Below are 24151 nucleotides of genomic sequence, written 5' to 3' on the forward strand. Positions count from 1 at the left end.
ATTTTTTTCCCACCGTAAATTTAATCCTCAAAAATATCCAACTGTTCGCCCTCCGACTCTTTTCTACCATTTTTTTTAACACCTTTCCGCAGCCCGATCGCAATTTTGCTATGTTTCTCAATCTGCTTCATCACCTGTCTCGCCCTGTCAATCACCGACGGCGGTAAACCAGCTAATCTGCCCGCTTCAATTCCGTAAGATTTGTCAGCACCTCCCGGCTGAACTTGGTGCAAAAATACGATTTGATCCGGCAACTCTTTCACTGTCACCTGATAATTTGCGACATTATCTAAAATAGAAGCTAACTCATTTAACTCGTGATAGTGAGTCGCAAAAATTGTCCGCGCCCGAATCTCAGTTGCTAAATATTCTGCCACAGACCAAGCAATCGAAAGTCCGTCAAAGGTAGCCGTTCCCCTACCAATTTCATCTAGCAAAACCAATGATTGCGGCGTCGCGTGATTGAGAATATTTGCAGTTTCGTTCATTTCCACCATAAACGTAGACTGACCGGTTGCCAAATCATCTACTGCGCCGACACGGGTAAAAATGCGATCGCAAATTCCCAAACTCGCCGCTTTCGCCGGCACATAACTGCCCATCTGCGCCATTAACTGGATCAAACCCACCTGCCGCAAGTAGCAGCTTTTCCCGCTAGCATTCGGGCCGGTTAAAATAATTAAATCTGGGCGGTTTAGCGATTCTTCCCGACCCAAAAAAGCAGAATTAGGTACAAAAAACCCCGGTGGCAAAGACTTTTCCACCACAGGATGACAACCTTCAATAATTTTAATTTCCCGACTTTCTGTCATAGTCGGGCGGCAGTAATTCTGGTAAACTGCTACTTCTGCCAAACCGCACAACACATCTACCGCCGCCACGGCGCGGGAAACGTTGCGAATAATTTCGGCGTGTTCTCCTACCTCCGATCGCACTTGAGCAAAAATATCGTATTCCAATTGATTTAAATCGTCCCGCGCCGTCAGAATTCGCACTTCCCTTTCTTTTAATTCTTCAGTGCTGTAGCGTTCTTCATTGGTGAGAGTTTGCTTGCGGGTGTAGTCCTTCGGCACTTGGTCTACTTTCGATTTTGGAATGCTGATGTAATAGCCGAAAGCTTTATTGTAGCCTACTTTTAAATTAGCAATTCCGGTGCGTTTTCGTTCATTTGGCTCTAAATTATTCGCCCATGCTATGTCTGCTGATGCAGTTTGGCGCATTTCATCTAGCATGGGATTAATTCCCGCTCGAATCAAACCTCCTTCTTTTAAATGAATCGGCGGTTCGTCAACTAAATGGGCGTGAATTTTACTTGCTAATTCTTCTAAAATTGGGGGTACATTTTGCAGCGCTTTCAAATAGGGCGAGATCCCTTGGGCTGCGATCGAGGCTAATTCCGGCAGTTTTCCCAGAGAATCAGCTAAAGCGACCAAATCCCGGGCGCTAGCTGTTCCAGAACCCGCGCGGCCTGTCAGTCTTTCGATGTCGTAAATTTGGCGCAGCAACTGCTGAAAATCTTGGCGCAGACCGTTATTTTCTACTAATTCTTGAATCGTGTCATGTCGGGCGCCAATGCCTTTAATGTTGAGCAAAGGTTGCAGCACCCAGCGACGCAAAGCGCGGCCTCCCATTGCGGTGCTGGTTTTGTCTATCGCCCACAGCAGCGAACCGTGAAAAACCCCATCTCTGACTGTTTGAGTAATTTCGAGATTGCGGCGGGTTTGGTAGTCGAGTACGAGAAAATCGGTGAGAGTGTAAGTGTGCAATCTTTGCAAAGAAACTGCTTTTTCCTTTTGAGTTTCTTCGATATATTGCAGCAAACCGCCGGCGGCTCGGACTGCGAGGGGCAAATGACCGCATCCCATACCTTCGAGCGATCGCACTTTGAACTTTTGCAGGATTCTCTGTTTTGCTTCGGACAAAGTAAACGGAACTTGCGATCGCAAAGAATAGCAGAATGAATTCGGCAAACAATCGGGCAAATGCTCGGATTTCTCTCCGGGCCTCAACATAGTCACCAAATCCGGCGCATTAGTCGGTACCAAGACCTCCGAAGGCTGCAAGCGCAGCAATTCTAGGGTTAATTGTTCTAAACTGTCTGCTTGGGTAGTGACAAATTCTCCCGTAGAAATATCTGTATAAGCCAATCCCCAATGTTCCCCAGCGATGACGACTGCTGCTAAAAAATTATTTTGTCTGGGTTTGAGCATTCCGTCATCAGTCAAAGTTCCGGGAGTGAGAATGCGGGTAATTTCTCGCTTGACTTGGCGGCCTTCTTTAGCAGCAATTGAGGCATCTTCAACTTGGTCGCAAACTACCACAGCATAGCCTTTTTCTACTAACATTGATGTGTAGCGGTCGAGGGCGTGGTGCGGCACTCCTGTCATCGGCACTCGACCGATTTCTTTGCCGCTTTCTTTGCTAGTACAAACAAGTTCTAATTCCCTAGAAATCGTAACTGCATCTTGGAAAAAACACTCAAAAAAATCTCCCACTCGAAATAACAAAAGTGCGTGGGGATACTGTTCTTTCACTTCCACATACCGCTGCATCATCGGCGTTAGCTTGGTGAATTCTAGTAGGCGGTGGTCGGCATTGCGGATGTTGGGTTGAGTGGGGTCTGTTGGGGTAGATGCAGTGTAAGGCATAAAAGGCGATCGATAAATTTTAATCTTTAACAACTTTACCGCAAGCTCGGCTTTTAGTTATAACTAATGATACAATATTTGACTATAAATCATCCTTAAGCACGGTGCGTTATTCTCCAGATTCAGATGGAGTGTGGAGCGATACAAAAGTCATGCACCCTATTTGATAATCGATCAACCCGCTTTTAGTTGAAAAGTTTTCGGTCGCTTTTTATCTAAAGTGAGCCACGATAGCGGTTTTAGTGAGATCAAGTGAGGAGAAACTATTTTTTGTGAGATGAAAGCGATCGCCGATCGATAAAAACAACCTCATCCATCTCGTTATTAGCTGTTCTAGCAGATGTTGAACGAAGACCGAAGTTGCAATCTTCCGCAAGGATTTTAGCAATTAAGAACGTCCTAACCGTCGGGCGTGGTTGCTATAACTGTTGGCGGTTAACAGAAAAATGTAAAATTTCCCGCACTTGAGGGGCATAAACTTTACATTTTTGGTATTGAAAACAGCCGGAAGATAGATTTATAAATTATACCTCGGATAGAGAAACTAAATATTTTATATACTTAAAATTAAAAACATCCAAGCGAGTAATTTATCAGCTTAGTAAAGGTAAGATTTAGAATCAAAAATTTGCTAGCTAGTAGTTAACTAGAGGAAAAAAATAATGAAAGCTCTTTGCTGGCACGGAGCAAATGATGTGCGCGTTGATAATGTACCAGACCCAACAATTATCAATCCGCGCGATGCAATAGTTAAAATCACGTCTACAGCAATCTGCGGCTCAGATTTACACCTCTACGATGGCTTCATCCCGACAATGCAATCGGGCGACATCATGGGGCATGAATTCATGGGGGAAGTAGTCGAACTCGGCAGCCAAGTCAAGAACTTAAAAAAGGGCGATCGCGTCGTCATTCCTTTTACTATTTCTTGCGGCAGTTGCTTCTTTTGCAACCGCGATTTGTGGTCGCTGTGCGACAACTCCAACCCCAATGCTGGGCTGGCTGAAAAAATGTTCGGTCATTCCCCAGCGGGACTGTTTGGCTACTCGCATTTAACGGGCGGCTATGCAGGCGGACAAGCAGAATACGCGCGGGTTCCGTTTGCAGATGTCGGCCCTTTAAAAATTCCCGACGGACTTTCTGACGAACAAGTATTGTTCCTCACCGATATCTTTCCTACCGGTTACATGGCGGCCGAAAACTGCGACATTCAGCCGGGGGATACTGTAGCAGTTTGGGGATGCGGGCCGGTCGGACAATTTGCGATCAGAAGCGCGTTTATGCTGGGGGCCGATCGAGTAATTGCGATCGACCGCATACCGGAACGCTTGCAAATGGCGGCCGCGGCGAAAGCTGAAATCATCAATTACGAAGAAATGGACGCCGGGGAAGCCGTCACCGAAATGACGGGGGGACGCGGGCCCGACTCTTGCATCGACGCGGTGGGAATGGAAGCCCACGGCACCGGTCTCGACGCTTTGTACGACAAAGCCAAGCAAGCCGTGCGGTTGGAGAGCGATCGACCTACGGCCCTGCGACAAGTAATCGTCGCGTGTCGCAAGGGTGGCACAGTGTCAATTCCGGGCGTTTACGGCGGCTTCGTTGACAAAGTGCCATTAGGTGCAGCTTTCAACAAAGGCTTGACCCTGAAAATGGGACAGACGCACGTTCACCGCTATTTGCGGCCTTTGCTCGATCGCGTTCAAAAAGGCGAAATTGACCCGTCATTCGTAATTACGCACCGAATGAAATTGGATGAAGCGCCCCACGCCTACGACATTTTCAAAAACAAAAAAGACAACTGCATCAAAGTTGTCCTCAAACCCTAACTCGCATTTACCCTTCACGGAAAAACTATGCTTTTACAAGAAAAAGAATCAGGCGACTTGATTGAAATCCTCGATGTAGATGCTTTAATCAGCCCTACAAAACAAGAAGTTCCGGGAAAAAATCAAGCTGGTCAGGAAGAGCAAGAGAAAGCAACTTTTCCAAAAAGTAATTTAGTCTTTCCTTCCGGTGAAGCTCTGCCGCGCTGCTGGACTGAGGAAAATTATCAAACTCATTGATTCAACTGCTTCTTCCAATCCTGCTTAACAAGTGGGGGGACTCGAATCGAGGGGGATGAACACAGCACATAAGTGTCCACTAAACCAGAAAAACCGCTCTCCAATAGGGGTAAAAACCCCAGCAGCAGGGCGGTTTTGACGTATTTTTTGACACCCGGAGGACACAGCGCTGTGTTTGTTTAAATAGAATGTACGATCGACCAAATTTAATATAGTCTTTAGTTCGCGGGCGCGAGAAACCGCATTAAACTAAAGTGATAAAGATAACCTGGTTTGATTGAATTTCTTTATGACTAAAAGCTGATTCCCCTCGATCGTGGGCAGCGTTACAAATAATGAAACTTGCTCAAAACTCCCTGGGAGGAATTCCCCATGTTTTACCATAAGAAGCCACTACAGTATTACAAAAGACCAGAAAAGCCAGATGCCGTTTACGCCAAGAAAATACAAGAACTAATTGGCGGTACATTTGGCGAAATGACCGTGATGATGCAGTACCTATTTCAAGGTTGGAACTGCCGAGGCCCAGCGAAATATCGCGATATGTTGCTTGATGTCGGTACAGAAGAAATCGGGCATATCGAGATGCTAGCAACTATGATTGCTCACTTGTTAGATAAAGCTCCTGTATCTGTGCAAGAAGACGGTTTCAAGGATGCTGTGGTGGGTGCTGTGATGGGTGGAAACAGCCCGCGAGATGCGATCGCCAGCAGCATGAATCCGCAGCACGCAATTGTATCGGGTTTGGGCGCACTTCCTAGCGACAGCGTAGGGTATCCCTGGAACGGTCGTTATATCGTTGCTAGCGGCAATCTTTTAGCAGATTTTCGCTCGAATTTGCACGCCGAATCGCAAGGAAGATTGCAGGCTGTGCGGATGTATGAAATGTCAGACGATCCGGGCGTGAAAGACACCCTGAGTTTTATGATCGCCCGCGACACGATGCACCAAAACTTGTGGCTGGCGGCGATCGAAGATTTAGAAAGTTCGGGAATAGAAACAACGCCAGTTCCGAGTTCCTTCCCGCAGGAGTTGGAAAAATCAGAATTTGCTTATCAGTTTTGGAATCATTCTGAAGGTTCCGAAAGTAGCGAGGGACGCTGGGCCAAAGGCAAATCAATGGACGGCAAAGGCGAGTTTGAATATGTAGCCAACCCCCAACCGTTAGGGCCAGAACCAGTACCGCCACCGCCCGAACCAAAATTGCACGGCACCGGCATGAAATAGCCACTCAAAAAGTTAATAGTAAGGTTGGCAGTCCCCGATTGACTAATTAAGTAATTAAGGACTAAAGTGCTTACTACTAACCTCAGAAAAAACTAAAGTTCTTACTACTAACCACAGGTGCGTAGTAAGAACTTTACTCGCTGATTGGCTAATTAATTAGTTAACAACTGAAGTCCTTAGTACAAATCAGGTTGTGGCAAAAAGTCTAATAAGTAAGAGCAAATAAGTTATGCAATTGCAAGCAGTAATTCTCGATATTGACGGTACTCTGACGCTCAGCAATGACGCCCACGCTCAAGCTTGGGTAGAGTCATTTGCGGCTTACGGCTACGAGGTGCCGTTCGAGAAAGTTCGCCCGCTAATTGGCATGGGAGGCGACAAAGTTATACCCAAAATGGTATCAGGACTTTCCGACGAAGCAGGCGACGGGAAAAAGATTGCACAGCGGCGCAAAGAACTGATTATTAACCGCTTTTCTCCCGATCTTTCTCCAACCCCCGGTTCGCGGGATTTGCTGTTAAAAATGCAGCAAGAAGGATTGCGGCTAATTATTGCTACTTCATCTACCACCGAAGAACTTTCCGGTTTGCTGAAAGCTGCACAAGTTGACGATTTATTGGATCAAGCCACGACATCTAGCGATGCGGAAGCTTCTAAACCGGAACCGGATATTGTGGAAGCTGCTTTGAGCAAATTGCAGATGGAAGCGAGTCAGACTGTGATGTTAGCTGATACTCCTTACGATATCGAAGCTGCGGGCAAGTGCGGGGTGCCTGTAATTGCTTTTCGGTGCGGAGGTTTCGATGATGCTTCGCTGGCAAATGCTGCGGAAATTTACGATCACCCTGCTGATTTGTTGGCGCATTATAACGATTCTATTTTAGGGAAAAAGGAATTGGTAGCGCGTTGAAGTAAGATTGCTAACTGCGGGGAATCGCCCCTAAAATAGCCTAATCGCTCAGAATCCACTCTACCTGATGCGCTTCTGTGATGTCTGGAATATCCAGCCGCGCAGCTAATTTGCGAATGACTGCTTCCGGTACTGTTGCTGTGCGCGATCGATTCCGCTGCAATATGTCTTCTAGAGGTACTTCTAGATAAACAATGCGAATGCGCGCTTGGTAAGCAGCAAAAAAATTAATTAATTGCTGCCGCATTTGTTTAGTGGTATTCGTGGCGTTCCACACAAAAGAACGCCCCTCATTTATGTATTCGCGCGCTCTTTGTTTGGCGGCTGTCACTACATTTCCAGGTGTTTCGTCGGGAGGGACATTCATCTCTTTTCGCAGTGCATCCAGCGAGATTACTGGCAAATCTGGGAGATTTTTCCGAAGCCAATAATCTTTACCGCTTCCTGGCAAGCCAGACATCAAAATTACTTCGCATTTAGTGTCGTCAAATGCTTCGTAGTCCGGGTTTCCATTCTCTTTGCGGAAGTAGATAAATCGGCTGTGTGGTGATGGGAATTGTCGGGGAGAATCCAAACAATTATTTTCTTGACAAAACTCCCGAAATAGTTCTATTTTATCGAGCAATTCTTGTCTGTCGCTACACAGTCGGCCGCGCACGTCTGCTTCGGCTAAAAGTGCGAGGAAATCGCAGCGGACAACTTGACTGACTTTAATTACAGACTGCTGCGGCTTGGGTTTGTCGATCAGCCAGATGGGTAAACTGCCGAATTGGACGATCGCCACAACTGTTTCGCGAATGTCAAACTGCACAGGCGGATCGAATTGGGATAAAATTTGTCTGACCATTCTCGCACCTTGGCGGGCGTGACCTTTTGAACTAATTCTGCCGTCGGCTTCTATTTTTGTAAAGATTGGTTTGGCGACATCGTGCAGCAAAGCGGCGGCAAAAAGTATCGATCGCTCTTTTGTGGGAAGCTGCCGCCAATTTGGAGAAGATATTAATGCTTCGCAGACCATTTTGGTGTGAATAAAAACATCTCCTTCGGCGTGGTAAATCGGGTCTTGCTGACATCCTTTGAGGCTGTCAATCCAGTCGAAATGCGTTTGAATATCTTCCCAATCCAGGAACCAATTGGGCGGTTCGGGACAAAAGGGAAAAGTCCAAGGCGGCGAGGGCGATAACAGTGCATTCATAAATTCACCTGCTGGTTAACTAAAATTAAATAAATTTACATCGGGACGCAGAATATTGGGTATAATGGGGCGATTTAGCCAATGTCCTTCGGCATTCTTAATAGCCGTCAAAAAGCTGGCACGCACGTATTTGTAACGCGCCTTTACTATGCCATCTTCTTCGACTTTAAGGTACAGCCCCTCCATGCGATCGCTCTTGTCAGTCTCTTTCAAACACCGTTCTTCATCTAATCCCAATTCCCCGCAGTACAAACGCAACCGATCCAAATGTCCCGGTTGAATAAAATTAGATTTTTCCATAAAGTGCATCATTTGCTTGGGCGATTTCAGCACTCCAGAAAACAGCACGGGAACGGACACTAACGGCAGTCCGCTTAACAAATTGCGGCGGGATTCTGTACTCAAAAATTGACTGGTTTCTAAGTCGAGCACATCGTATTCCATAAAATAGTGCGGCAAAAAATCATAAAAGACAGTGTGTTTCGCATAAAGCCATTCGCCGTAAAGAATGTAGCGATTTCCCAGCACTTCTGCCAGGACTCCGCTGAGACTGAAAGCCCACTGTTTGAATAAGTTAAAATGTTTTTCCCTCGGCCCGCCGGTGAGATAGTGGCCGCGACTTTGCAGCAGCATTTGTCCATCTGGTGCGAAGCTGATGCCTGTATTAGCGCCGTCTACCTTTTCTTCAATCACTGTCGGGCGATCGATCAGGGCGCTAAATGGCACGCTGTCGAGGTCTTCATCACCTGGTTGGAAACGCGAACCCTCGATGTGATAAGTTCTAGGATATTTAACAATTTTGAGCATCAGCCCATCCATTTTAGATTTTTGATTTGAGAGGCGACCCCATCCATTTTAGCTTTTAATTTTAGATTTTAGACTTTAGAGACTGCCCAATCCATTTAACCATTATAATGGAATCATCACAAAGGAGCGTGTAAGTTGAAAAGTCAAAGTTTCCAGAGCATATCATCAGCAATCGCTGGGATTATATTAGTAGGCGCGCTACTCCTCGGCTTAAACTCTTTTGTCGTGATCAATCCAGGTCAAGCAGGGGTGGTCAGCGTTTTAGGAAAAGCCAGAGATGGAGCATTGTTAGAGGGATTTCACCTCAGACCCCCGCTTATCTCCAAGGTAGATGTGTACGATGTAACAGTGCAAAAATTTGAAGTTCCCGCCCAGAGTGCTACTAAAGACCTTCAGGATTTAAATGCCAGTTTTGCGATCAACTTTCGCCTCGATCCTGCGAGAATAGTTGATGTCCGAAGGACTCAAGGAACATTGGAGAATATAGTTTCAAAAATTATTGCTCCTCAGACGCAAGAAGCATTTAAAACAGCCGCTGCACTGAGAACTGCCGAACAATCTATTACTCAAAGAAGTGAACTGAAGCGAGACTTTGATACTGCGCTGAAGGAAAGGCTATCAAAGTATGATGTAATCGTGCTCGATACGAGCGTTGTTAACATTCGATTCTCGACAGATTTTGCGAAAGCGGTTGAGGAGAAACAGGTCGCTGAACAGCGGGCGCAAAGGGCTGTTTATGTGGCTCAGGAAGCAGAACAACAAGCTCAAGCTGACATTAACCGCGCTCAAGGTAGGGCTGAAGCTCAAAGACTTTTGGCGGAAACTTTGAAGGCTCAAGGTGGCGATTTAGTTCTGCAAAAAGAGGCGATCGAAGCTTGGAGAAGCGGCGGCGCTCAGATGCCAAAAGTGCTAGTGATGGGCGCAGGTTCGAGTCGGGTTCCTTTCATTTTTAATATGAGCGATATTCAGGAAGAACCCGCTCGCCCGCAAGTGACCAACGATTAAAATATGACGGAGGGTAACAAACTCGGTATCTGGGAAAATATTGGCTTTGCTAACCAGAAATCTCGCAATAAACCGGGTTTCCTCCGAAAGCGCACATAAGTCCTATGAGAGTTGCGGGAATATGCTACACTTCTGAAAGCCACAATATAACGACAGTTTGAAACCTGTCGCTATAAAAGCGAAGTCCGCAATTAACACGCAGGCAACACACTCATTTTAGGAAGCAAGGAAAAATCATGACCCGCGCTATAATGGAAACCGACAAAGGCACAATCAATTTGGAATTGTTCGATGCGGATGCGCCTAACACAGTGAAGAATTTTGTTGACTTGGCGGAAAAAGGTTTTTACGATGGATTGGCTTTTCACCGAGTCATTCCTAACTTTATGATTCAAGGTGGCTGTCCAAAAGGCAATGGAACGGGCGGCCCCGGCTACAAAATCAAGTGTGAAATCAACTCGAACAAACATTTGGCAGGAACTTTATCGATGGCTCACGCAGGTAAAGATACGGGTGGTAGCCAATTCTTTATTTGCCATTCTCCCCAATCTCATTTAGATGGAGTACACACAACTTTTGGCAAAACTGAGGATATGTCAGTCGTCAATGCTATCCGCCAAGGTGACAAGATTATTTCGCTCAAAATTGAGCATTAATTTTCTCTAATTAGTTGCGTTTGCAATAAGGAATTTAGTCCTTATTGCAAATAAAACCTGTGAAATTTAAGAGTTTTAAAATCTCAAATTTATGACGGTTATCAATGATTCTGCTGTGGTGCCTGAGTTAACTGAACTATATTTAAAATACGAAAAAGCTCTTTGTACGAACGATATTGAAACTCTCGATAATTTGTTCTGGGAGGCGCCGGAAGTCGTGCGGTTTGGGGTAACGGAGAACCTGTACGGGAGCGATGAGGTGAGGGCTTTTCGCAAAGGACGATCGCCTGTAAATGTCGATCGAGAAATGTTCAACCTCAAAGTTGTGACTTTCGATGCAGACACGGCGGCTGTGACGCTGGAATTTCGCCGTGTAATGGGTGGAGTGGTGCGGCTGGGGCGGCAGAGTCAGATGTGGCGCAAGTTTCCCGAAGGGTGGAAGATTGTTTCCGCTCACGTTTCTTTTTTGCCGATGGAGGGATGAGCGGTGACATACCTCAGATCAATGTGAAATAATTTCCCCAGTCAGTATTTGAATTTGATTATTGTTGAGCCATTTAATTCGGCAGATATTCTTTTTTTCCTTTACTATTAGTGCTTCTCTCTGCGTTGTCACCTCTCTTCTGCTTTCTTGGTTCTACACTTTTGCAGTAGCTTCCTCATTACCGCTATTTTCCCTGCTCCGATCCCCTCCCTAATACAGTTCATATTTGAGCAAAGTACACGGAATCGAGCCATTGAAAACAGGAATTCGCCGCGATGTCCTGAGTCCCACCTTTTTACCCAACTCCTTATTTCCAGTCAAAATAAACGCATTCCAACCTTTAAAACGATTCTTGAAAATATCGCCCAACATCTTGTACAAATCTCCCAATTCGCTAGCATCTCCCAGCCTTTCTCCGTAGGGAGGATTGCAAATCAGAACGCCTCTGTCTGCGGGTGCTTCCAATTGGGATAACTCGGTTTGAGCAAACTGAATTTTACCCGAAATACCCGCTTGCTGCGCGTTCGTGCGAGCTTGAGTTAACATATCGGAATCGCGATCGCACCCTGCAATCACCTCTTTAAGTTCCGGTAACTCACTATTTTCCGCTTCCGCCCACAATTTATCCCACAAAGGTTCGTCAAAATCCCGCCAAGTCATAAATCCAAACTTTTCTCGAAACAATCCCGGTGCAATATTCAAGCCCTTTAACGTCGCTTCCAAAGGCAAAGTCCCAGAACCGCACATCGGGTCTAAAAACGGCAAATCTGGCGTCCATTCTGCCATCTCTAACAAAGCCGCAGCTAGGGTTTCTTTGAGGGGAGCAAGCCCCATCGCCGGCCGATATCCCCGGCGGTGCAAACTGCCGCCAGAACTGTCTAAACTTAAAATAGCTCTATCTTGATGAATGTGAATGTTAATGAGCAAATCGGGATGCTCTACATCAACATTAGAACGCTTGTTAAATTGAAGGCGCTGTTGGTCGGCGATCGCATTTTTGACCTGCAAAGCTGTAAAGTGAGTGTGGTTCAACTTTTCGTTGCCGCCGGTGCAGTTTACTGCTAAAGTATTGTCGGGATATAAGTATTCGTCCCAAGGGATTTTTTGCACTTCGCGGTAGAGCATATCCGAGTTGTAACACCGGAATTCGGCGATCGGCATTAGCACTCGAAAAATTGTTCTCGACCAAAGATTGACGCGGTATAATAAAGCCCGATCGCCCGCAAAGTAAACCCCTGTAAAATCTGGCTTAACATCCTGGGCCCCTAAACGTTCTAATTCTTGGGCGGCAATAGTTTCTAAACCGCGCGCAACTGTAGCAAAATATTGATTCATTGATAATTGGTAATTGGTAATTGGGAATTGGTTTTTATCGATCGCCCTAAATTATATCAAATCCGGTACCATCGGAATTGTAAAATCGAGTCAACAGTCAACAATCACGGACGTTGCAACCGGAATTGATCTAATTAATCTGCGTTAATCTGTGTTTATCTGCCCTCATCTGCGGTTAAAAGAAGAGAATTTCTGAACCGCAGATGACAATGGATGGACGCGGATAAACGCAGATGAAGAGAAGAGAGATATGAATAATTCTTACTCCTCCGGGTGGGTTTCCGCGAACCTCACCCTTGCAAGTCACAAACTGTCAGTAATACTGGTGAAATTAAAAGCTTTCACGCGCACTCCGGGTACGACACTACCGCCGTAACGCTTCACCGCACTAACTGCATCCACATCGCGCAACATATCAGGTAAAACTTGATTGAAACGCAGGTTTTTAATCGGGTAAGCAATTTTGCCATCCTCAATCCAAAAAGTACCGTCGCGAGTCATTCCCGTTACTTCCAAGGTTTTCGGATTAACGTAGCGCACGTACCAAGCTCGACTGACGAAAATTCCTCGCTCGGTTTGAGCAATTAAATCTGCTAAACTTTGGTCGGAACCTGTCATCACGATCGGGTAATAAGCACCTTTTGCTTCTTTGCCTTTTTGTGCGGCCCAGTAGCGGGAATAAGATAAACTTTGAGGGACGCCATCTTTGATGATTTCCAAATAGTTATTGCTCAATCCGTCGCCGAAAAAAGTATTCGATCGCAACAAAGGATGAGCCGGATCGCGCTGCACTTGCACTAACGGGCTGAAAAGTTGTTCCCCCGCGCGGTTTCCCGCTGGTTTTCCCTCTGCATCGGCGATCGACATAAACGATCGCCCCTCATCCGCCGCCCTCGCATCCAGCCCCCAAATCACCCACGGTAGCAAGCCCGCAAAAGCAGCGCCGTCTAGGATTACCGGATAAACGCCGGGAGTGATGGGGCGCGGGTTGCGGGATGCGATCGCCCGATCGAGCACTTGTTCTGCTAATTGGGCGATCGGCAATTCGTTGATACTCCAAGCAGTGCTCTGAGCCCAACTAGAACCGTCTTCAACGCGAGCAGTAAAGCTGAAATCCGCCTTTGTAGACTGGTTGCAGGCGCGGAGTCCGGTTGACGAGGCGATCGCGTACAGCGACGCCTCAGTGCTCAAAGTGCCCGAACCATGAGCGCCCCGCTGGGAGGATCTCGCGCACGCTTGCTGCACCATTTCTGCCCGCGCTAGAGGCGATACAGTTGCCGTTGCTGCGTCGAATGCGGGCGATCGCAAATCGTAGGTTTGAGGCGGCAGCAGCGGCATCCATTCGGGGTCTGCCGGCGCAATTCGGGCCAATTCTTCCGATCGCTTGACTGCAGAGGCGATCGCATCTTCATCAAATTCTGTAACAGCAGCAGAGGCGCTTTTGTTGCCAAAATAGCTAGTAATGCTCAGGTTAAATACAGTTTTGCTGATATTTTGACTGATTTGATTTTCCGAGAATCTCGAAAGAGATTCTTCGCCAGTAGAGAGACTGACAAATACTGCCTCCGCTTCCGATTGTTTGACTACTTGTTCTAGTAAAGACAAGGCTTGGTCTTCACTTAAAAGTGCGGGCGATGTTGTTAAAGTCATGATAGTAATTGCTAATTGGTAATTGCTAATTGTAATTGCTAATTGGGCCTAGGGCCTAGGGAATTGGGAATTGGCCATTATTTCAACTCACAACAGAAAACAGACTGCTCACCATAGTAACTGCTTTTAATCCTAAGTCTCACAAAAAATTATCTAACTTAAGGTAAATGCCTTGAACCCACAAAATTTATAGGTTATAGGACACCTTTGTTAGCAGATGAAGAGGATTTCTGACTCTTGGGGGTCCTAGTCATCTGTTTGTGGAAAAATCCTATTTGCTCAAGTTCATTTCATCAATCATATCTAATATATCTGGGTCTATAGTCAGATCAAACTTCCTGGCGAATAATTTGTCGAATTCCCTAATCTTTTCAAAATCCTTTTTCTCTAAATTCCTCGGATGGATTGCGTTAACATACGGCCAATCTATATATCTCAAGTCATCGTTAATTATTTTCTCCTTAAAAGGTGAATTTAAAATCAGCGTTTGGTAAAATATTTCATCTGCACAAGAAGTGTAATTAAAACGATTAACAAAGTTGGTGTTTTGCTTGACAAAATTATCGATCCATTTTACACATTCTCCTGTTAAGCACCAATGAGCAGAACCTCCATAAAGAGGAAAGCTTTCAAAAAATTTCCGCTTTTTAGGTAAAGGCCACATCAAAATTGAATATAATAAAGATGCAATAGGAGATTTAAATTCGCGCTTTACTGGAGGAATACAAAACAAATATATATCATTCCAACGGATGTGCCAATGTTCTACTCTTCTTAAGCCGGCAGCTCCCCATTTACTACCTGGTAGTGGAACATACTCGAGAAATTCTCTCCCTTTATTCTCTTGCAAAAACTTCGCGGTTTGTTCATTTGATTTAATCAAATAGTCTTGACCCGATAAGTTCACAACATAATCAAAGTAGGTACCTGTTTCGACTATTGATTTAATCCCTTCAAGAGTAGCTTTTACAAGTTCAAAGCTTGCCCAGGCTGATCTGTATCTCTTTATAAAAGAGACATTTGGAAAATCCTTTAGGAGAGTATATATCTGATGATAAATTGTATTATCTACTTTTTTATCTATATGCACAAAAAATGCAACATCATCTGTGTTCAGCGTAGAAATAAGACGCAGTAATTGTTCTGGATACTTATGTGCCAAAACTATATAGGCTATTTTCATAAAAAACTCCTCAGGAGGTAAGTAAATTTTTAGTTATTGTTTTGTAAGGTGCATCTTCATCAAATTCTGTAACAGCCGCAGAGGCGCTTTTGTTGCCAAAATAGCTAGTAATGCTCAGGTTAAATACAGTTTTGCTGATATTTTGGCTGATTTGATTTTCCGAGAATCTCGAAAGAGATTCCTCGCCTGTAGAGAGACTGACAAATACTTCCTCTGCTTTGGATAGTTTGACTGCTTTTTCTACTACAGATAAGGCTTGGTCTTCACTTAAACTTGCGGGCGATGTTGTTACAATCATGATTAGTAATTAGGCATTGCGAATTGGGCATTGCGAATTGGGCACTGCAAATTTGACATTGGGAATTGGGCATTGTTAGCAATTAACTAATAACTAAGAACCGATGACCCCTGCCCCATGCCCTATTACCCAATTTGAATATCCCTCACTCGCACGGGTACACAAGCGTGAGTCATCTGAGCAACCTGCATCGGCTCGCCTTTTCCGCATATATGAGTACCGCACTGAACCAGCTCCGAAGCCGGCCCGATCGCATCTATTTGATTCCAGAAATCAGTAGTCATCGCCTGATAAGTTACATCCTTCAACATACCGACAACTTTACCTTTTTCCACTTTCCAAAAAGCATCGCCGCCGAATTGAAAATTGCGCCGCTGCTGGTCGATCGAATAACTACCCATACCGTCGATTAAAATCCCGTCTTCCGTATCAGCAATCATCTCTGCCAAAGTAGCAGTATGGCTGCCGCCATCCGGGCCCGGTTCCAATCCCAAATTGGGAATTCTCACCATCGGCACGCTCGACCAACTGTCAGCGTAAGCAGAACCGTTGCTGCTACCGCGTCCGAGGCGATAAGCCGTCTCTCTGTCAGTGAGATAATCAACTAAAATTCCATCCTTGACAACGTACCACTCTTGTGATTTTACGCCCTCATCATCGTAACCCATTGTACCGCGGCCGCCCGGTTGAGTGCGATCACACTTAAAATTCACCCAAGGTGCAGCGTATTGCAGTTTATTTAACTTATCAGTAGTAGCAAAGCTCGTGCCAGCAAAGTTAGATTCGTAGCCGTAAACCCGGTCTAATTCTGTTGGATGTCCTACCGATTCGTGGATTGTCAGATACAAATTTGTCGGCTTAAGAATCAGGGATTTACAAATACCAGCAGGGATTTTAGGAGCGTGGACTTTCTCAATAGCTTCGGCCGCAACTCTTTCGACTTGACTCAACAAATCATCGGGATTAATATGTTCGTAACCGATATTCAGCGGCGGGCGTTCGTAACTGCGACTTTGGGCATCGCCGCCCGCAATTGCCGTACAGTCAAAACCCGGATAGCTGCGGTAGATTGTTTGTTCGATTAGCGAGCCTTCTGTAGAAGCAAAAACCTTGTCTTCGCGGCTGAACTGCAAAAAAGAAGAAGCTTTTTTGATGCCTTGTGCGCCGTGTGCTAGCAGCCGCTCGTTGATATTTAACAGTAGTTCAGCTTTGTCAGCAACGGGTACAGAAAAAGGATCAATGGCGATGGGAGTAATGTAGGTATCAACATATTTTTCTACAGGCACCAACCGCACCGGTTCCTTTTGAGTTAAGCGGCTGCCTTTAGCGATTTCTACAGCCAAAGCGACTATTCTTGCAACCTCTGCAGGTGTTTTGCTGTGACTGGCTGCAAACCCCCAAGCACCGTCTAGAAGCACTCGCACGCCAAAACCGGAACTTACATTATCTGACAGTTGACTTAAAGATCGATCGCGCGCGTAAAGATTCTGCCTTCGGTAACTGCAAAAACGCACATCACCGTACTCGCAACCTGTTTCCCGAATCAAATCTACAGCCAAATTTGCTAACTCGTTAGCAGAGATTTTTGCAGTTAATTGCACCATAGTTATTCGTCATTCGTCGTTAGTTGTCAATTATTATAGCGCTTTTTAATTTTTTGAACGAACCCCGAAGACGCAAAGAGCGCGAAGGAATAAAAGAGAGAGGTTTTTCTCCTTCTCAACTAGAGTCTTTACCTGAAAACATCTACCTATCTTCTTCTTGCTATTCCTTCGCATTTTTCGCGCCTTCGCGGTTCGTTAAATCCTACTCCATCTCCTGCAAAACCGCTGTCAAAATTTCCACAATGCGATCGATATGTTCCTTCTCAATAATCAGCGGTGGCGACAAAGCAATAATATCACCCGTCGTCCGAATTAGCAACCCTTTTTCATAGCACTGCAAGAAACAATCAAAAGCCCGTTTACCCGGCTTCCCAGCAATAGATTCCAACTCAATACCTGCCACCAGTCCCAGATTGCGGACATCAATTACGTGCCGCACTCCCTTCAAAGAATGCACTGCATTTTCCCAGTAACCAGCCATCTTATCGGCTCGTTCAAACAGCTTTTCTTCCTCATAAATATCCAGCGTCGCCAAAGCAGCCGCACAAGCCAGAGGATGACCAGAATAAGTATAACCGTGAAAAAGCTCGATCGCATTTTCAGGAGCATTCATAAAAGCCTCATAAATGCCTTCTTTCACAAACACCGCCCCCATCGGCACCGTACCGTTTGTTATCCCTTTCGCCGCCGTCACAATATCAGGAACCACCCCAAAATATTCCTTTGCAAAACTAGAGCCGAGTCGCCCGAAGCCGGTAATAACCTCATCAAAAATTAGCAGAATTCCGTATTTGTCGCAAATCGCCCGCAGCCTCTCCAAATAACCTTTCGGGGGAATCAAAACACCTGTAGAACCAGCCACCGGTTCCACAATTACCGCTGCAATATTAGACGCATCGTGCAAAGCAACAATCCGCTCCAATTCATCCGCCAAATGCGCTCCCCATTCCGGTTGTTTGCGACTGAAAGCATTGTGTTCGAGATTGTGAGTGTGAGGCAAATGATCTACTCCCGTGAGCAAACTGCCAAAAAACTTGCGGTTTGTACCGATACCGCCGACAGAAATTCCCCCAAAACCAACGCCGTGATAGCCGCGTTCCCTACCGATTAATCGTTGGCGAGTTCCTTCACCTTTCACCCGATGATAAGCAATCGCAATTTTTAAAGCAGTTTCTACAGATTCCGAACCCGAATTAGTAAAGAAAACGCGATCGAAATTGCCCGGAATCATCTTTACCAAACGTTCCGCCAATTCAAAAGCCCCCGGATGTCCCATCTGAAAAGCCGGAGAGTAATCCAAACGCAAAACCTGCTGTTTAACTGCTTCGGCAATTGTCTCGCGGGCGTGCCCTGCATTCACACACCAAAGCCCCGCAGTACCATCTAAAATTGAGCGGTTATCATCGCTTGTAAAGTGCATATCTTTGGCAGAAACCAACATTCGCGGATTCGCTTTAAACTGTCGGTTGGCAGTGAAGGGCATCCAGTAAGCGTCCATATTTGTCATCGTTTTTTTATCTTTTTATATTGATGATTCTGCATCCAAACTATAACTTGCTACCGACTGCCGATCGCCCGACGCTTAGTATAATTTTACAAATATCTATTGGCTCTTTTAATTAAAGCTTAGCTTATGATAGACTTAGGTATTAGACGGAGACTCGATCATGTCACTAACTGTCAAAGACTTAGAAAAAGTACAAGCTGAACATCCTGAATGGCGACTAGAGTTAATACAGGGGAATATCATTGCAATGGGCCCATGCGATTACACCTCAGATGAAATTGGTTCTCGGTTAATTATTCTTTTGGGAATCTGGGTACTGCCACGCAAGCTGGGTCGATTAACGGGTTCCAGCGCTGGCTTTATTTTACCAAATAGTGACTTGCGCGCACCAGATGTATCTTTTGTCAAAGCAGAAAAGCTGAAGCGGAGTCGGCGGGATTTTGTAGAATTGGTTCCTGACTTGATGGTGGAAATTAAATCTAAAACCGATCGCATCAAACCTATCAAAGAAAAAATACAATCATTTTTGAGTCTAGGAACGGAAGTGGGAATATTGATTGACCCGGACAGATTAACTCTCACAGTATATCGTACAGGAGCCGAGCCGGAAGTTCTCAGAGATGGAGATATATTGACAATTCCAGAGTTTTTCCCGGCCTGGGAATTGCCAATTTCTGATTTGTGGCCACCCGTTTTTGATTGAAAAATTAGTCGGTTCGTAGTAAGGAATGTAAGTCCTCTCTATGAAGAAGGACTTGCATTCCTCACTACGAACCATTGAGAGAAGCTTAGATAGCTAATTCACGATCGCCCCCACAGACTCATGCTGCAACAAACCGGTCAGCATTTTCACTGGCCGCTCCCCGTAGGGCCAGGCGAAAGCATGGCGGAAAGCGGCCTCTTGACACGCTTGCAATTGCCGAAAATCAATGATATCCAGAGTTAATAAATTCTCGTACTCAAAAGGCAGCCGCACGTTGTGCAATCCCGCGTTGTCGGTGCAAATGGCAATATCGACGCCAGCTTCAAAACATCGATCGAACACAACCTTCAATTCACGCATATCCTGCAACGTCCCCGTTTTGAGATAGGTAGTCGGGCAAACCTCCAAGCATTGACCCCTGCGCGCGACTTCTGGCAGCAATTCGGGATATTTTAACGGAATTTGAATCCCGTGGCCGATACGCATCAAATAAGGCAGAAGTTCGGGATAACAGCCAGAGGTAGTTTCGTAGAGGTGGCCGGTAGTTTTGATGCCGATCGACCTCGCGTACTGGTACAATCCGACAAACTCCTCCAAACGCTCGCCAATACAATCATCGCCGCCAGCTATATCGATCGCACAAACATATTCTCCCATTTGCGCCGCCAAATCTACGATCGCCCGATTCACCTCATAGGGTAAACGCGAGTGCATACACAAAATTTGGCTAGTAACAATCGGACAATCGCTAATTTGACTTGCCTTGCCCACAACTTGTACAATTTCTGCCATCAAATCAATGCGTTCTGACTGATCCAAATGTTCTGGAGTCCGCAAATAAGGCGTATAGCGCAACTCCAAATAAGCCATATTTTCAAACACGTAAGCGCCCCGCATCAACCGATAGATGAAATAAGGCAACGTCTCAACAGTTTGAACGCTTTCTACCAGCGTGTGCAGTTCCAAATACTCATTGAGAGTATTGCGCGGACGAGTGTAAAACTCCTCAAACTCCGAGTATTCTTGAAATCGATTAACCATCTCAGCATTGTGGCGATCGAAATACCGCCACAGCACCCTAGGAACGACAGAACCACCCAGATGGCGGTGCAACTCAGCGTGTAAAGTCATGGCAACAAAGCCTCTATTTTCTCAATGTTAACAAAAATTAATTAGTCAGTAGTCAGTAGTCAGTAGTCAGTAGTCAGTAGTCATTAGTCATTAGTCATTAGTCATTGGTTATTTGTGAGTTCCAATGCCTAATGCCCAATAGACATCTCCCATAATTCTTGTGGAACAGGCATCTTGCCTTTTCAAAACAGGCTTTTTGGGAGATGCCCCATGCCCCATGCCCCATGCCCCATGCCCGTATCTAAAATCTAAAATCTAAAATCCAAAATCTAAAATCTAAAATAGATTGACATTTGGGACGCATTCGTACATAATCGGAGATTGTGTCAACCTGAACTGAACGCGAGAAACCCTTGGCTAACGTAGTTGTGATCGGCGCCCAGTGGGGCGATGAAGGAAAAGGCAAAATTACCGATTTGCTCAGCAAATCCGCAGATATCGTTGTCCGCTACCAAGGGGGCGTCAACGCGGGTCACACCGTGGTAGTCAACGGTCAGACTTTCAAGCTGCACTTAATTCCGTCTGGGATTCTCTACCCTGATAAAGAGTGTATTATCGGCTGTGGCACCGTCATCGACCCTAAAGTTTTAATTGCAGAGTTAGATCAGCTAGAGGCACTGAATATTTCGACTGCCTCGCTGATGATTTCGGAAACTGCTCACGTAACGATGCCCTATCATCGATTAATTGATGTAGCATCGGAAACGCAGCGGGGAAATTATAAAATCGGGACGACGGGACGCGGCATTGGCCCTACTTACGCCGACAAGTCGGAACGTACTGGCATTCGGATGCTAGATTTAATGGACTTGGAAGGGTTGCAAGAACAATTGGAATGGACGATTAATTGTAAAAATGTCCTTCTAGAAAAACTCTACAATTTGCCGCCTTTAAATCCGCAAGATGTAATTGATGAATATCGGGTGTATGCGGAACGTTTGCGGCCGCACGTAGTAGATAGTTCCCTGAAGATTTATGAGGGAATTCACAAGCGGAAAAATATTCTGTTTGAAGGCGCGCAAGGCACTTTATTAGACTTAGACCACGGCACTTATCCTTACGTTACTTCCAGCAATCCCATCGCTGGCGGTGCTTGTGTGGGAACCGGAGTCGGGCCAACAGCGATCGATCGCGTAATTGGCGTAGCAAAAGCTTATACAACCCGCGTCGGAGAAGGCCCCTTCCCTACCGAAATGGTAGATGGAATAGGAGCAATTTTGGGCGATCGAGGTGCAGAATTCGGCACTACAACTGGCAGGAAACGCCGCTGCGGTTGGTTCGACGCAGTAATCGGCCGCTACGCAGTCCGCATCAACGGCCTTGACTGTCTGGCAATTACCAAACTAGATGTGTTGGATGAATTAGAAGAAATAAAAGTTTGCGTTGCTTACGAAATTGACGGCGAAAAATGTGTTGATTTCCCCAAAAGTTCCCGGATATTTGCTCGGTGCCAACCTATTTACGAAACCCTTCCCGGTTGGAAACAGTCTACGGAAGAGTGCCGTAATTTGGAAGATTTACCGCCCCAAGCTTTGAATTATCTGAAGTTTTTGGCAGATTTGATGGAAGTGCCGATCGCGATCGTTTCTCTCGGTGCGAGCCGCGACCAAACTATTATTGTAGAAGACCCGATTCACGGCCCGAAACGCGCTTTGCTGTCTGCTGACGGTACGCCAGTAGCATCACAATCATAACAGGTTTAGTTATAATAGACAAAAAGGGTCTATCTCATGTGTGACGATGCTCCAATGACCGATGAAGATCGTCTGATATACCAACTAACCCTTCATCGAGATTTGGTGGGCTGGGTAATCGGAAAGTTAGCTGAAGCTGGCATTGCATCCCAGAGAACTACTGGCAACGATCCGAAAGGAGACATTTTGATTGTCGCTCCCAATGAGGCCTCGCAAGTAAAAGAAATAATTCGGGATCTTCATAATCAATACACGAGAGAAAATATCAAAGATTCACAGTCAACCTTAGAGGAAAGAAAAACAAACTTACCGCATATAGAAATCAAAACCACATACCTTTCAGGAAAAGCAGTTAATGAAATTATTGATACTGCTACTGTCATTGCAGTTGTAAGTGCCGATAGAATTTCTGGACCTGGCAAGGCAAAATTTATAAAAGCAGGTATAGCTTATGCAGAAAATATTCCTTTGAACGAGTTTCTAGATGTTTAGTAGCAGGAGTAATCCCAATGTTTGACATCAGTTTTTATTCAGCAAATGGTGAACCGTCCGATAGTGTAAGAATAACAGCAGCTACTTACGAATGGTTAGCAAAATCAGCATTTTCAAAAATAGGTGGCGAATCAGTCGAAACCCAAATTTACCTAGATGAAGAAAATGTAATTCTGCCTCTAGTTGAATTAAATCAAGATATTCGCCAGCAGTTCAAGAAAATTTTCAGCGAAGCAATCATCAGTGAAAGCGATGCAGTTCTTACTAAGCTTGGTGATTACCCTTCAAAAGAAGAGTATCAATCAGGAACGTACCGTCTCAGAAAAATGCTGGAATTGCTCAAGTGTGTGGAAAACGAAAATTATCAATACCTTCAGCGAATTTAATCGGGACTTACGCAACTGGTTCAATTCGTAGGGTGCGTCAGTTGATAAGACCTAAATTTTTTGTCATAAACTCAATACTGACGCACCCTACAAGCTAGTTAAAGTGTGACCGTTGACCTGAGTCTGATTAATGTTCGATCGCAATATCACAATTCTGGTAAAATGTGAAAACAATCAACAGAAAGTCATAAAATGGAACTCGCAGTAGAATGTCAAAAGCGGGCAGAAGGCAGCAAACCTAACGCCCTCCGTCGCTCTGGATTGATTCCCGCCGTCCTCTATGGGCACAAAGGCTCTGAATCCATTTCCCTTACCATCAAAGCCAAAACAGTTGAACACCTGCTCAAAAAGCACGTAGTCAACAATACCCTAATTGACCTCAGCATTCCCGACCTCTCTTGGAGCGGAAAAACATTGCTCCGGGAAGTTCAAGTTCATCCTTGGAAGGGCTATCCTTACCACCTGAGCTTTTTCTCCGTGGCAACTCAAGACAGCCTGGAAGTTGAAGTGTCGCTGAATTTTGTCGGCGAAGCTGTGGGCGTCAAGTTAGAAGGCGGCATCTTGGATACCGTGCTGACGCAACTAGCAGTTAAGTGCAAACCTGACAGCATTCCTGAAGCAATTGAAGTAGATATTTCTAATTTAAAGGTTGGGGATGCGCTGCACATTCACGAATTAGTTTTGCCTGCCGGAGTGGTAGCTCTCGGCGAACCAGATCAGGTGGTTGTTACCGTGCTGGGAATTCAAGCAGGTTCTGAAGCCGAAGACGCAGAAGAAGACGCAGCAGCAGCTTAATTAGTAATTGCTAATAGTTGTTAACTAATTAATTGTTGAAAAAAAAGGGCGATCGCTTTCTCCCAAAAGGGCGATCGTTTTTTGCTAAAAAGGCTATTTTCGTTTAGGTTCGATCGCACATCTGGCGCCGTTTGTAATATTTTTTTAGGCGGGTTCCCTTGCCCAGTCCACAACAAAGCATCCCACAAGCAAGAACCTGCCGTGTTTACTTTCCTTTACAACACGGGCGATCGACCCGAAGGTGAAAAAGTCTGGACTGGCGCGCAAATCTCCCAGAAACCGTACTGATTCTTACATATTTAGCCGTAAAATCAAAAAATTAGCCGAGAATCCCGGTTCCTCACCAGCACCGGGAGTCAAAAAAATTAAGAATTG

At 45.4% G+C, this 24151-nt stretch carries 22 protein-coding genes; 12 read left to right on the top strand and 10 right to left on the bottom strand.

The features are described 5' to 3' along the window. Nucleotides 1–20: 20 nt before the first annotated feature. Nucleotides 21–2648 (bottom strand): DNA mismatch repair protein MutS, encoded by a 2628-nt coding sequence (gene mutS / locus QUB37_RS03100; protein ID WP_333158991.1) that lies wholly within the window; start codon nucleotides 2646–2648, stop codon nucleotides 21–23. A 662-nt stretch (nucleotides 2649–3310) separates the two neighbouring features. Between mutS and QUB37_RS03105 the strand changes: the two genes are divergently transcribed. From QUB37_RS03105 to QUB37_RS03120, 4 genes are all read left to right on the top strand, one after another. Further along, entirely contained in the window at nucleotides 3311–4477 is a 1167-nt protein-coding gene (locus QUB37_RS03105) for a zinc-dependent alcohol dehydrogenase (protein ID WP_333158993.1), read from the top strand. A gap of 27 nt (nucleotides 4478–4504) precedes the next feature. Beyond that, entirely contained in the window at nucleotides 4505–4714 is a 210-nt protein-coding gene (locus QUB37_RS03110) for an acetyltransferase (RefSeq protein WP_333094800.1), read from the top strand. A 372-nt stretch (nucleotides 4715–5086) separates the two neighbouring features. Further along, nucleotides 5087–5941, top strand: a complete 855-nt coding sequence (locus QUB37_RS03115) for a manganese catalase family protein (RefSeq protein ID WP_333158995.1) — start codon at nucleotides 5087–5089, stop codon at nucleotides 5939–5941. Nucleotides 5942–6170: 229 nt separating this feature from the next. Next, nucleotides 6171–6851, top strand: coding sequence for an HAD family hydrolase (locus tag QUB37_RS03120; protein ID WP_333158997.1), 681 nt, complete (start codon nucleotides 6171–6173; stop codon nucleotides 6849–6851). Between the two features lie 40 nt (nucleotides 6852–6891). On the opposite strand, the gene QUB37_RS03125 is transcribed toward QUB37_RS03120, so the two are convergent. Beyond that, on the bottom strand, nucleotides 6892–8046 hold the full coding sequence (locus tag QUB37_RS03125) for an AAA family ATPase (RefSeq protein ID WP_333158999.1): 1155 nt from the start codon (nucleotides 8044–8046) through the stop codon (nucleotides 6892–6894). Nucleotides 8047–8061: 15 nt separating this feature from the next. Then, on the bottom strand, nucleotides 8062–8853 hold the full coding sequence (locus QUB37_RS03130; RefSeq protein WP_333159001.1) for an RNA ligase family protein: 792 nt from the start codon (nucleotides 8851–8853) through the stop codon (nucleotides 8062–8064). Between the two features lie 135 nt (nucleotides 8854–8988). On the opposite strand from QUB37_RS03130, the gene QUB37_RS03135 reads away from it, so the two are divergent. The 3 genes from QUB37_RS03135 (at nucleotide 8989) to hpxZ (ending at nucleotide 10998) form a co-directional block, all read left to right on the top strand. Further along, nucleotides 8989–9858: a prohibitin family protein gene (locus QUB37_RS03135; protein WP_333159003.1), complete on the top strand. Its 870-nt coding sequence runs from the start codon at nucleotides 8989–8991 to the stop codon at nucleotides 9856–9858. 236 nt (nucleotides 9859–10094) lie between these two features. Next, nucleotides 10095–10514: a peptidylprolyl isomerase gene (locus QUB37_RS03140; RefSeq protein ID WP_332982885.1), complete on the top strand. Its 420-nt coding sequence runs from the start codon at nucleotides 10095–10097 to the stop codon at nucleotides 10512–10514. A 91-nt stretch (nucleotides 10515–10605) separates the two neighbouring features. Then, the gene (gene hpxZ, locus QUB37_RS03145) at nucleotides 10606–10998 is read left to right on the top strand and encodes an oxalurate catabolism protein HpxZ (RefSeq protein WP_333159005.1); all 393 of its coding nucleotides are present in this window, start codon (nucleotides 10606–10608) and stop codon (nucleotides 10996–10998) included. Between the two features lie 210 nt (nucleotides 10999–11208). On the opposite strand, the gene QUB37_RS03150 is transcribed toward hpxZ, so the two are convergent. The 6 genes from QUB37_RS03150 to QUB37_RS03175 form a co-directional block, all read right to left on the bottom strand. Beyond that, nucleotides 11209–12333: a THUMP domain-containing protein gene (locus QUB37_RS03150; protein ID WP_333159007.1), complete on the bottom strand. Its 1125-nt coding sequence runs from the start codon at nucleotides 12331–12333 to the stop codon at nucleotides 11209–11211. Between the two features lie 303 nt (nucleotides 12334–12636). Continuing rightward, on the bottom strand, nucleotides 12637–13983 hold the full coding sequence (locus QUB37_RS03155) for a TldD/PmbA family protein (protein WP_333159009.1): 1347 nt from the start codon (nucleotides 13981–13983) through the stop codon (nucleotides 12637–12639). Between the two features lie 271 nt (nucleotides 13984–14254). Beyond that, on the bottom strand, nucleotides 14255–15166 hold the full coding sequence (locus QUB37_RS03160) for a beta-1,6-N-acetylglucosaminyltransferase (protein ID WP_333159011.1): 912 nt from the start codon (nucleotides 15164–15166) through the stop codon (nucleotides 14255–14257). Nucleotides 15167–15176: 10 nt separating this feature from the next. Next, nucleotides 15177–15464, bottom strand: coding sequence for a hypothetical protein (locus tag QUB37_RS03165; protein WP_333159015.1), 288 nt, complete (start codon nucleotides 15462–15464; stop codon nucleotides 15177–15179). Between the two features lie 125 nt (nucleotides 15465–15589). Further along, entirely contained in the window at nucleotides 15590–17068 is a 1479-nt protein-coding gene (locus QUB37_RS03170; RefSeq protein WP_333159016.1) for a TldD/PmbA family protein, read from the bottom strand. Nucleotides 17069–17270: 202 nt separating this feature from the next. Next, nucleotides 17271–18575, bottom strand: a complete 1305-nt coding sequence (locus QUB37_RS03175; RefSeq protein ID WP_333159020.1) for an aspartate aminotransferase family protein — start codon at nucleotides 18573–18575, stop codon at nucleotides 17271–17273. 160 nt (nucleotides 18576–18735) lie between these two features. On the opposite strand from QUB37_RS03175, the gene QUB37_RS03180 reads away from it, so the two are divergent. After that, on the top strand, nucleotides 18736–19278 hold the full coding sequence (locus QUB37_RS03180; RefSeq protein ID WP_333159023.1) for a Uma2 family endonuclease: 543 nt from the start codon (nucleotides 18736–18738) through the stop codon (nucleotides 19276–19278). A 93-nt stretch (nucleotides 19279–19371) separates the two neighbouring features. Here QUB37_RS03180 and QUB37_RS03185 read toward each other — a convergent pair whose 3' ends face one another. Further along, on the bottom strand, nucleotides 19372–20409 hold the full coding sequence (locus QUB37_RS03185) for an adenosine deaminase (protein ID WP_333159025.1): 1038 nt from the start codon (nucleotides 20407–20409) through the stop codon (nucleotides 19372–19374). Nucleotides 20410–20762: 353 nt separating this feature from the next. Between QUB37_RS03185 and QUB37_RS03190 the strand changes: the two genes are divergently transcribed. The 4 genes from QUB37_RS03190 to QUB37_RS03205 all read left to right on the top strand — a co-directional run bounded on the left by QUB37_RS03190 (nucleotide 20763) and on the right by QUB37_RS03205 (nucleotide 23776). Beyond that, nucleotides 20763–22103 (top strand): adenylosuccinate synthase, encoded by a 1341-nt coding sequence (locus QUB37_RS03190; protein WP_333159027.1) that lies wholly within the window; start codon nucleotides 20763–20765, stop codon nucleotides 22101–22103. A gap of 54 nt (nucleotides 22104–22157) precedes the next feature. Next, nucleotides 22158–22595 carry a hypothetical protein gene (locus QUB37_RS03195; protein WP_333159029.1) on the top strand — a complete coding sequence of 146 codons (438 nt, stop codon included), beginning with the start codon at nucleotides 22158–22160 and terminating at the stop codon, nucleotides 22593–22595. A 17-nt stretch (nucleotides 22596–22612) separates the two neighbouring features. Continuing rightward, entirely contained in the window at nucleotides 22613–22981 is a 369-nt protein-coding gene (locus QUB37_RS03200; RefSeq protein WP_333144866.1) for a hypothetical protein, read from the top strand. Nucleotides 22982–23173: 192 nt separating this feature from the next. Beyond that, complete coding sequence (locus QUB37_RS03205; protein ID WP_333159031.1) at nucleotides 23174–23776, top strand: 50S ribosomal protein L25/general stress protein Ctc; 603 nt, start codon at nucleotides 23174–23176, stop codon at nucleotides 23774–23776. Nucleotides 23777–24151 lie beyond the last annotated feature (375 nt).

This window comes from Microcoleus sp. AT3-A2, assembly GCF_036705685.1.
GTDB lineage: Bacteria > Cyanobacteriota > Cyanobacteriia > Cyanobacteriales > Microcoleaceae > Microcoleus.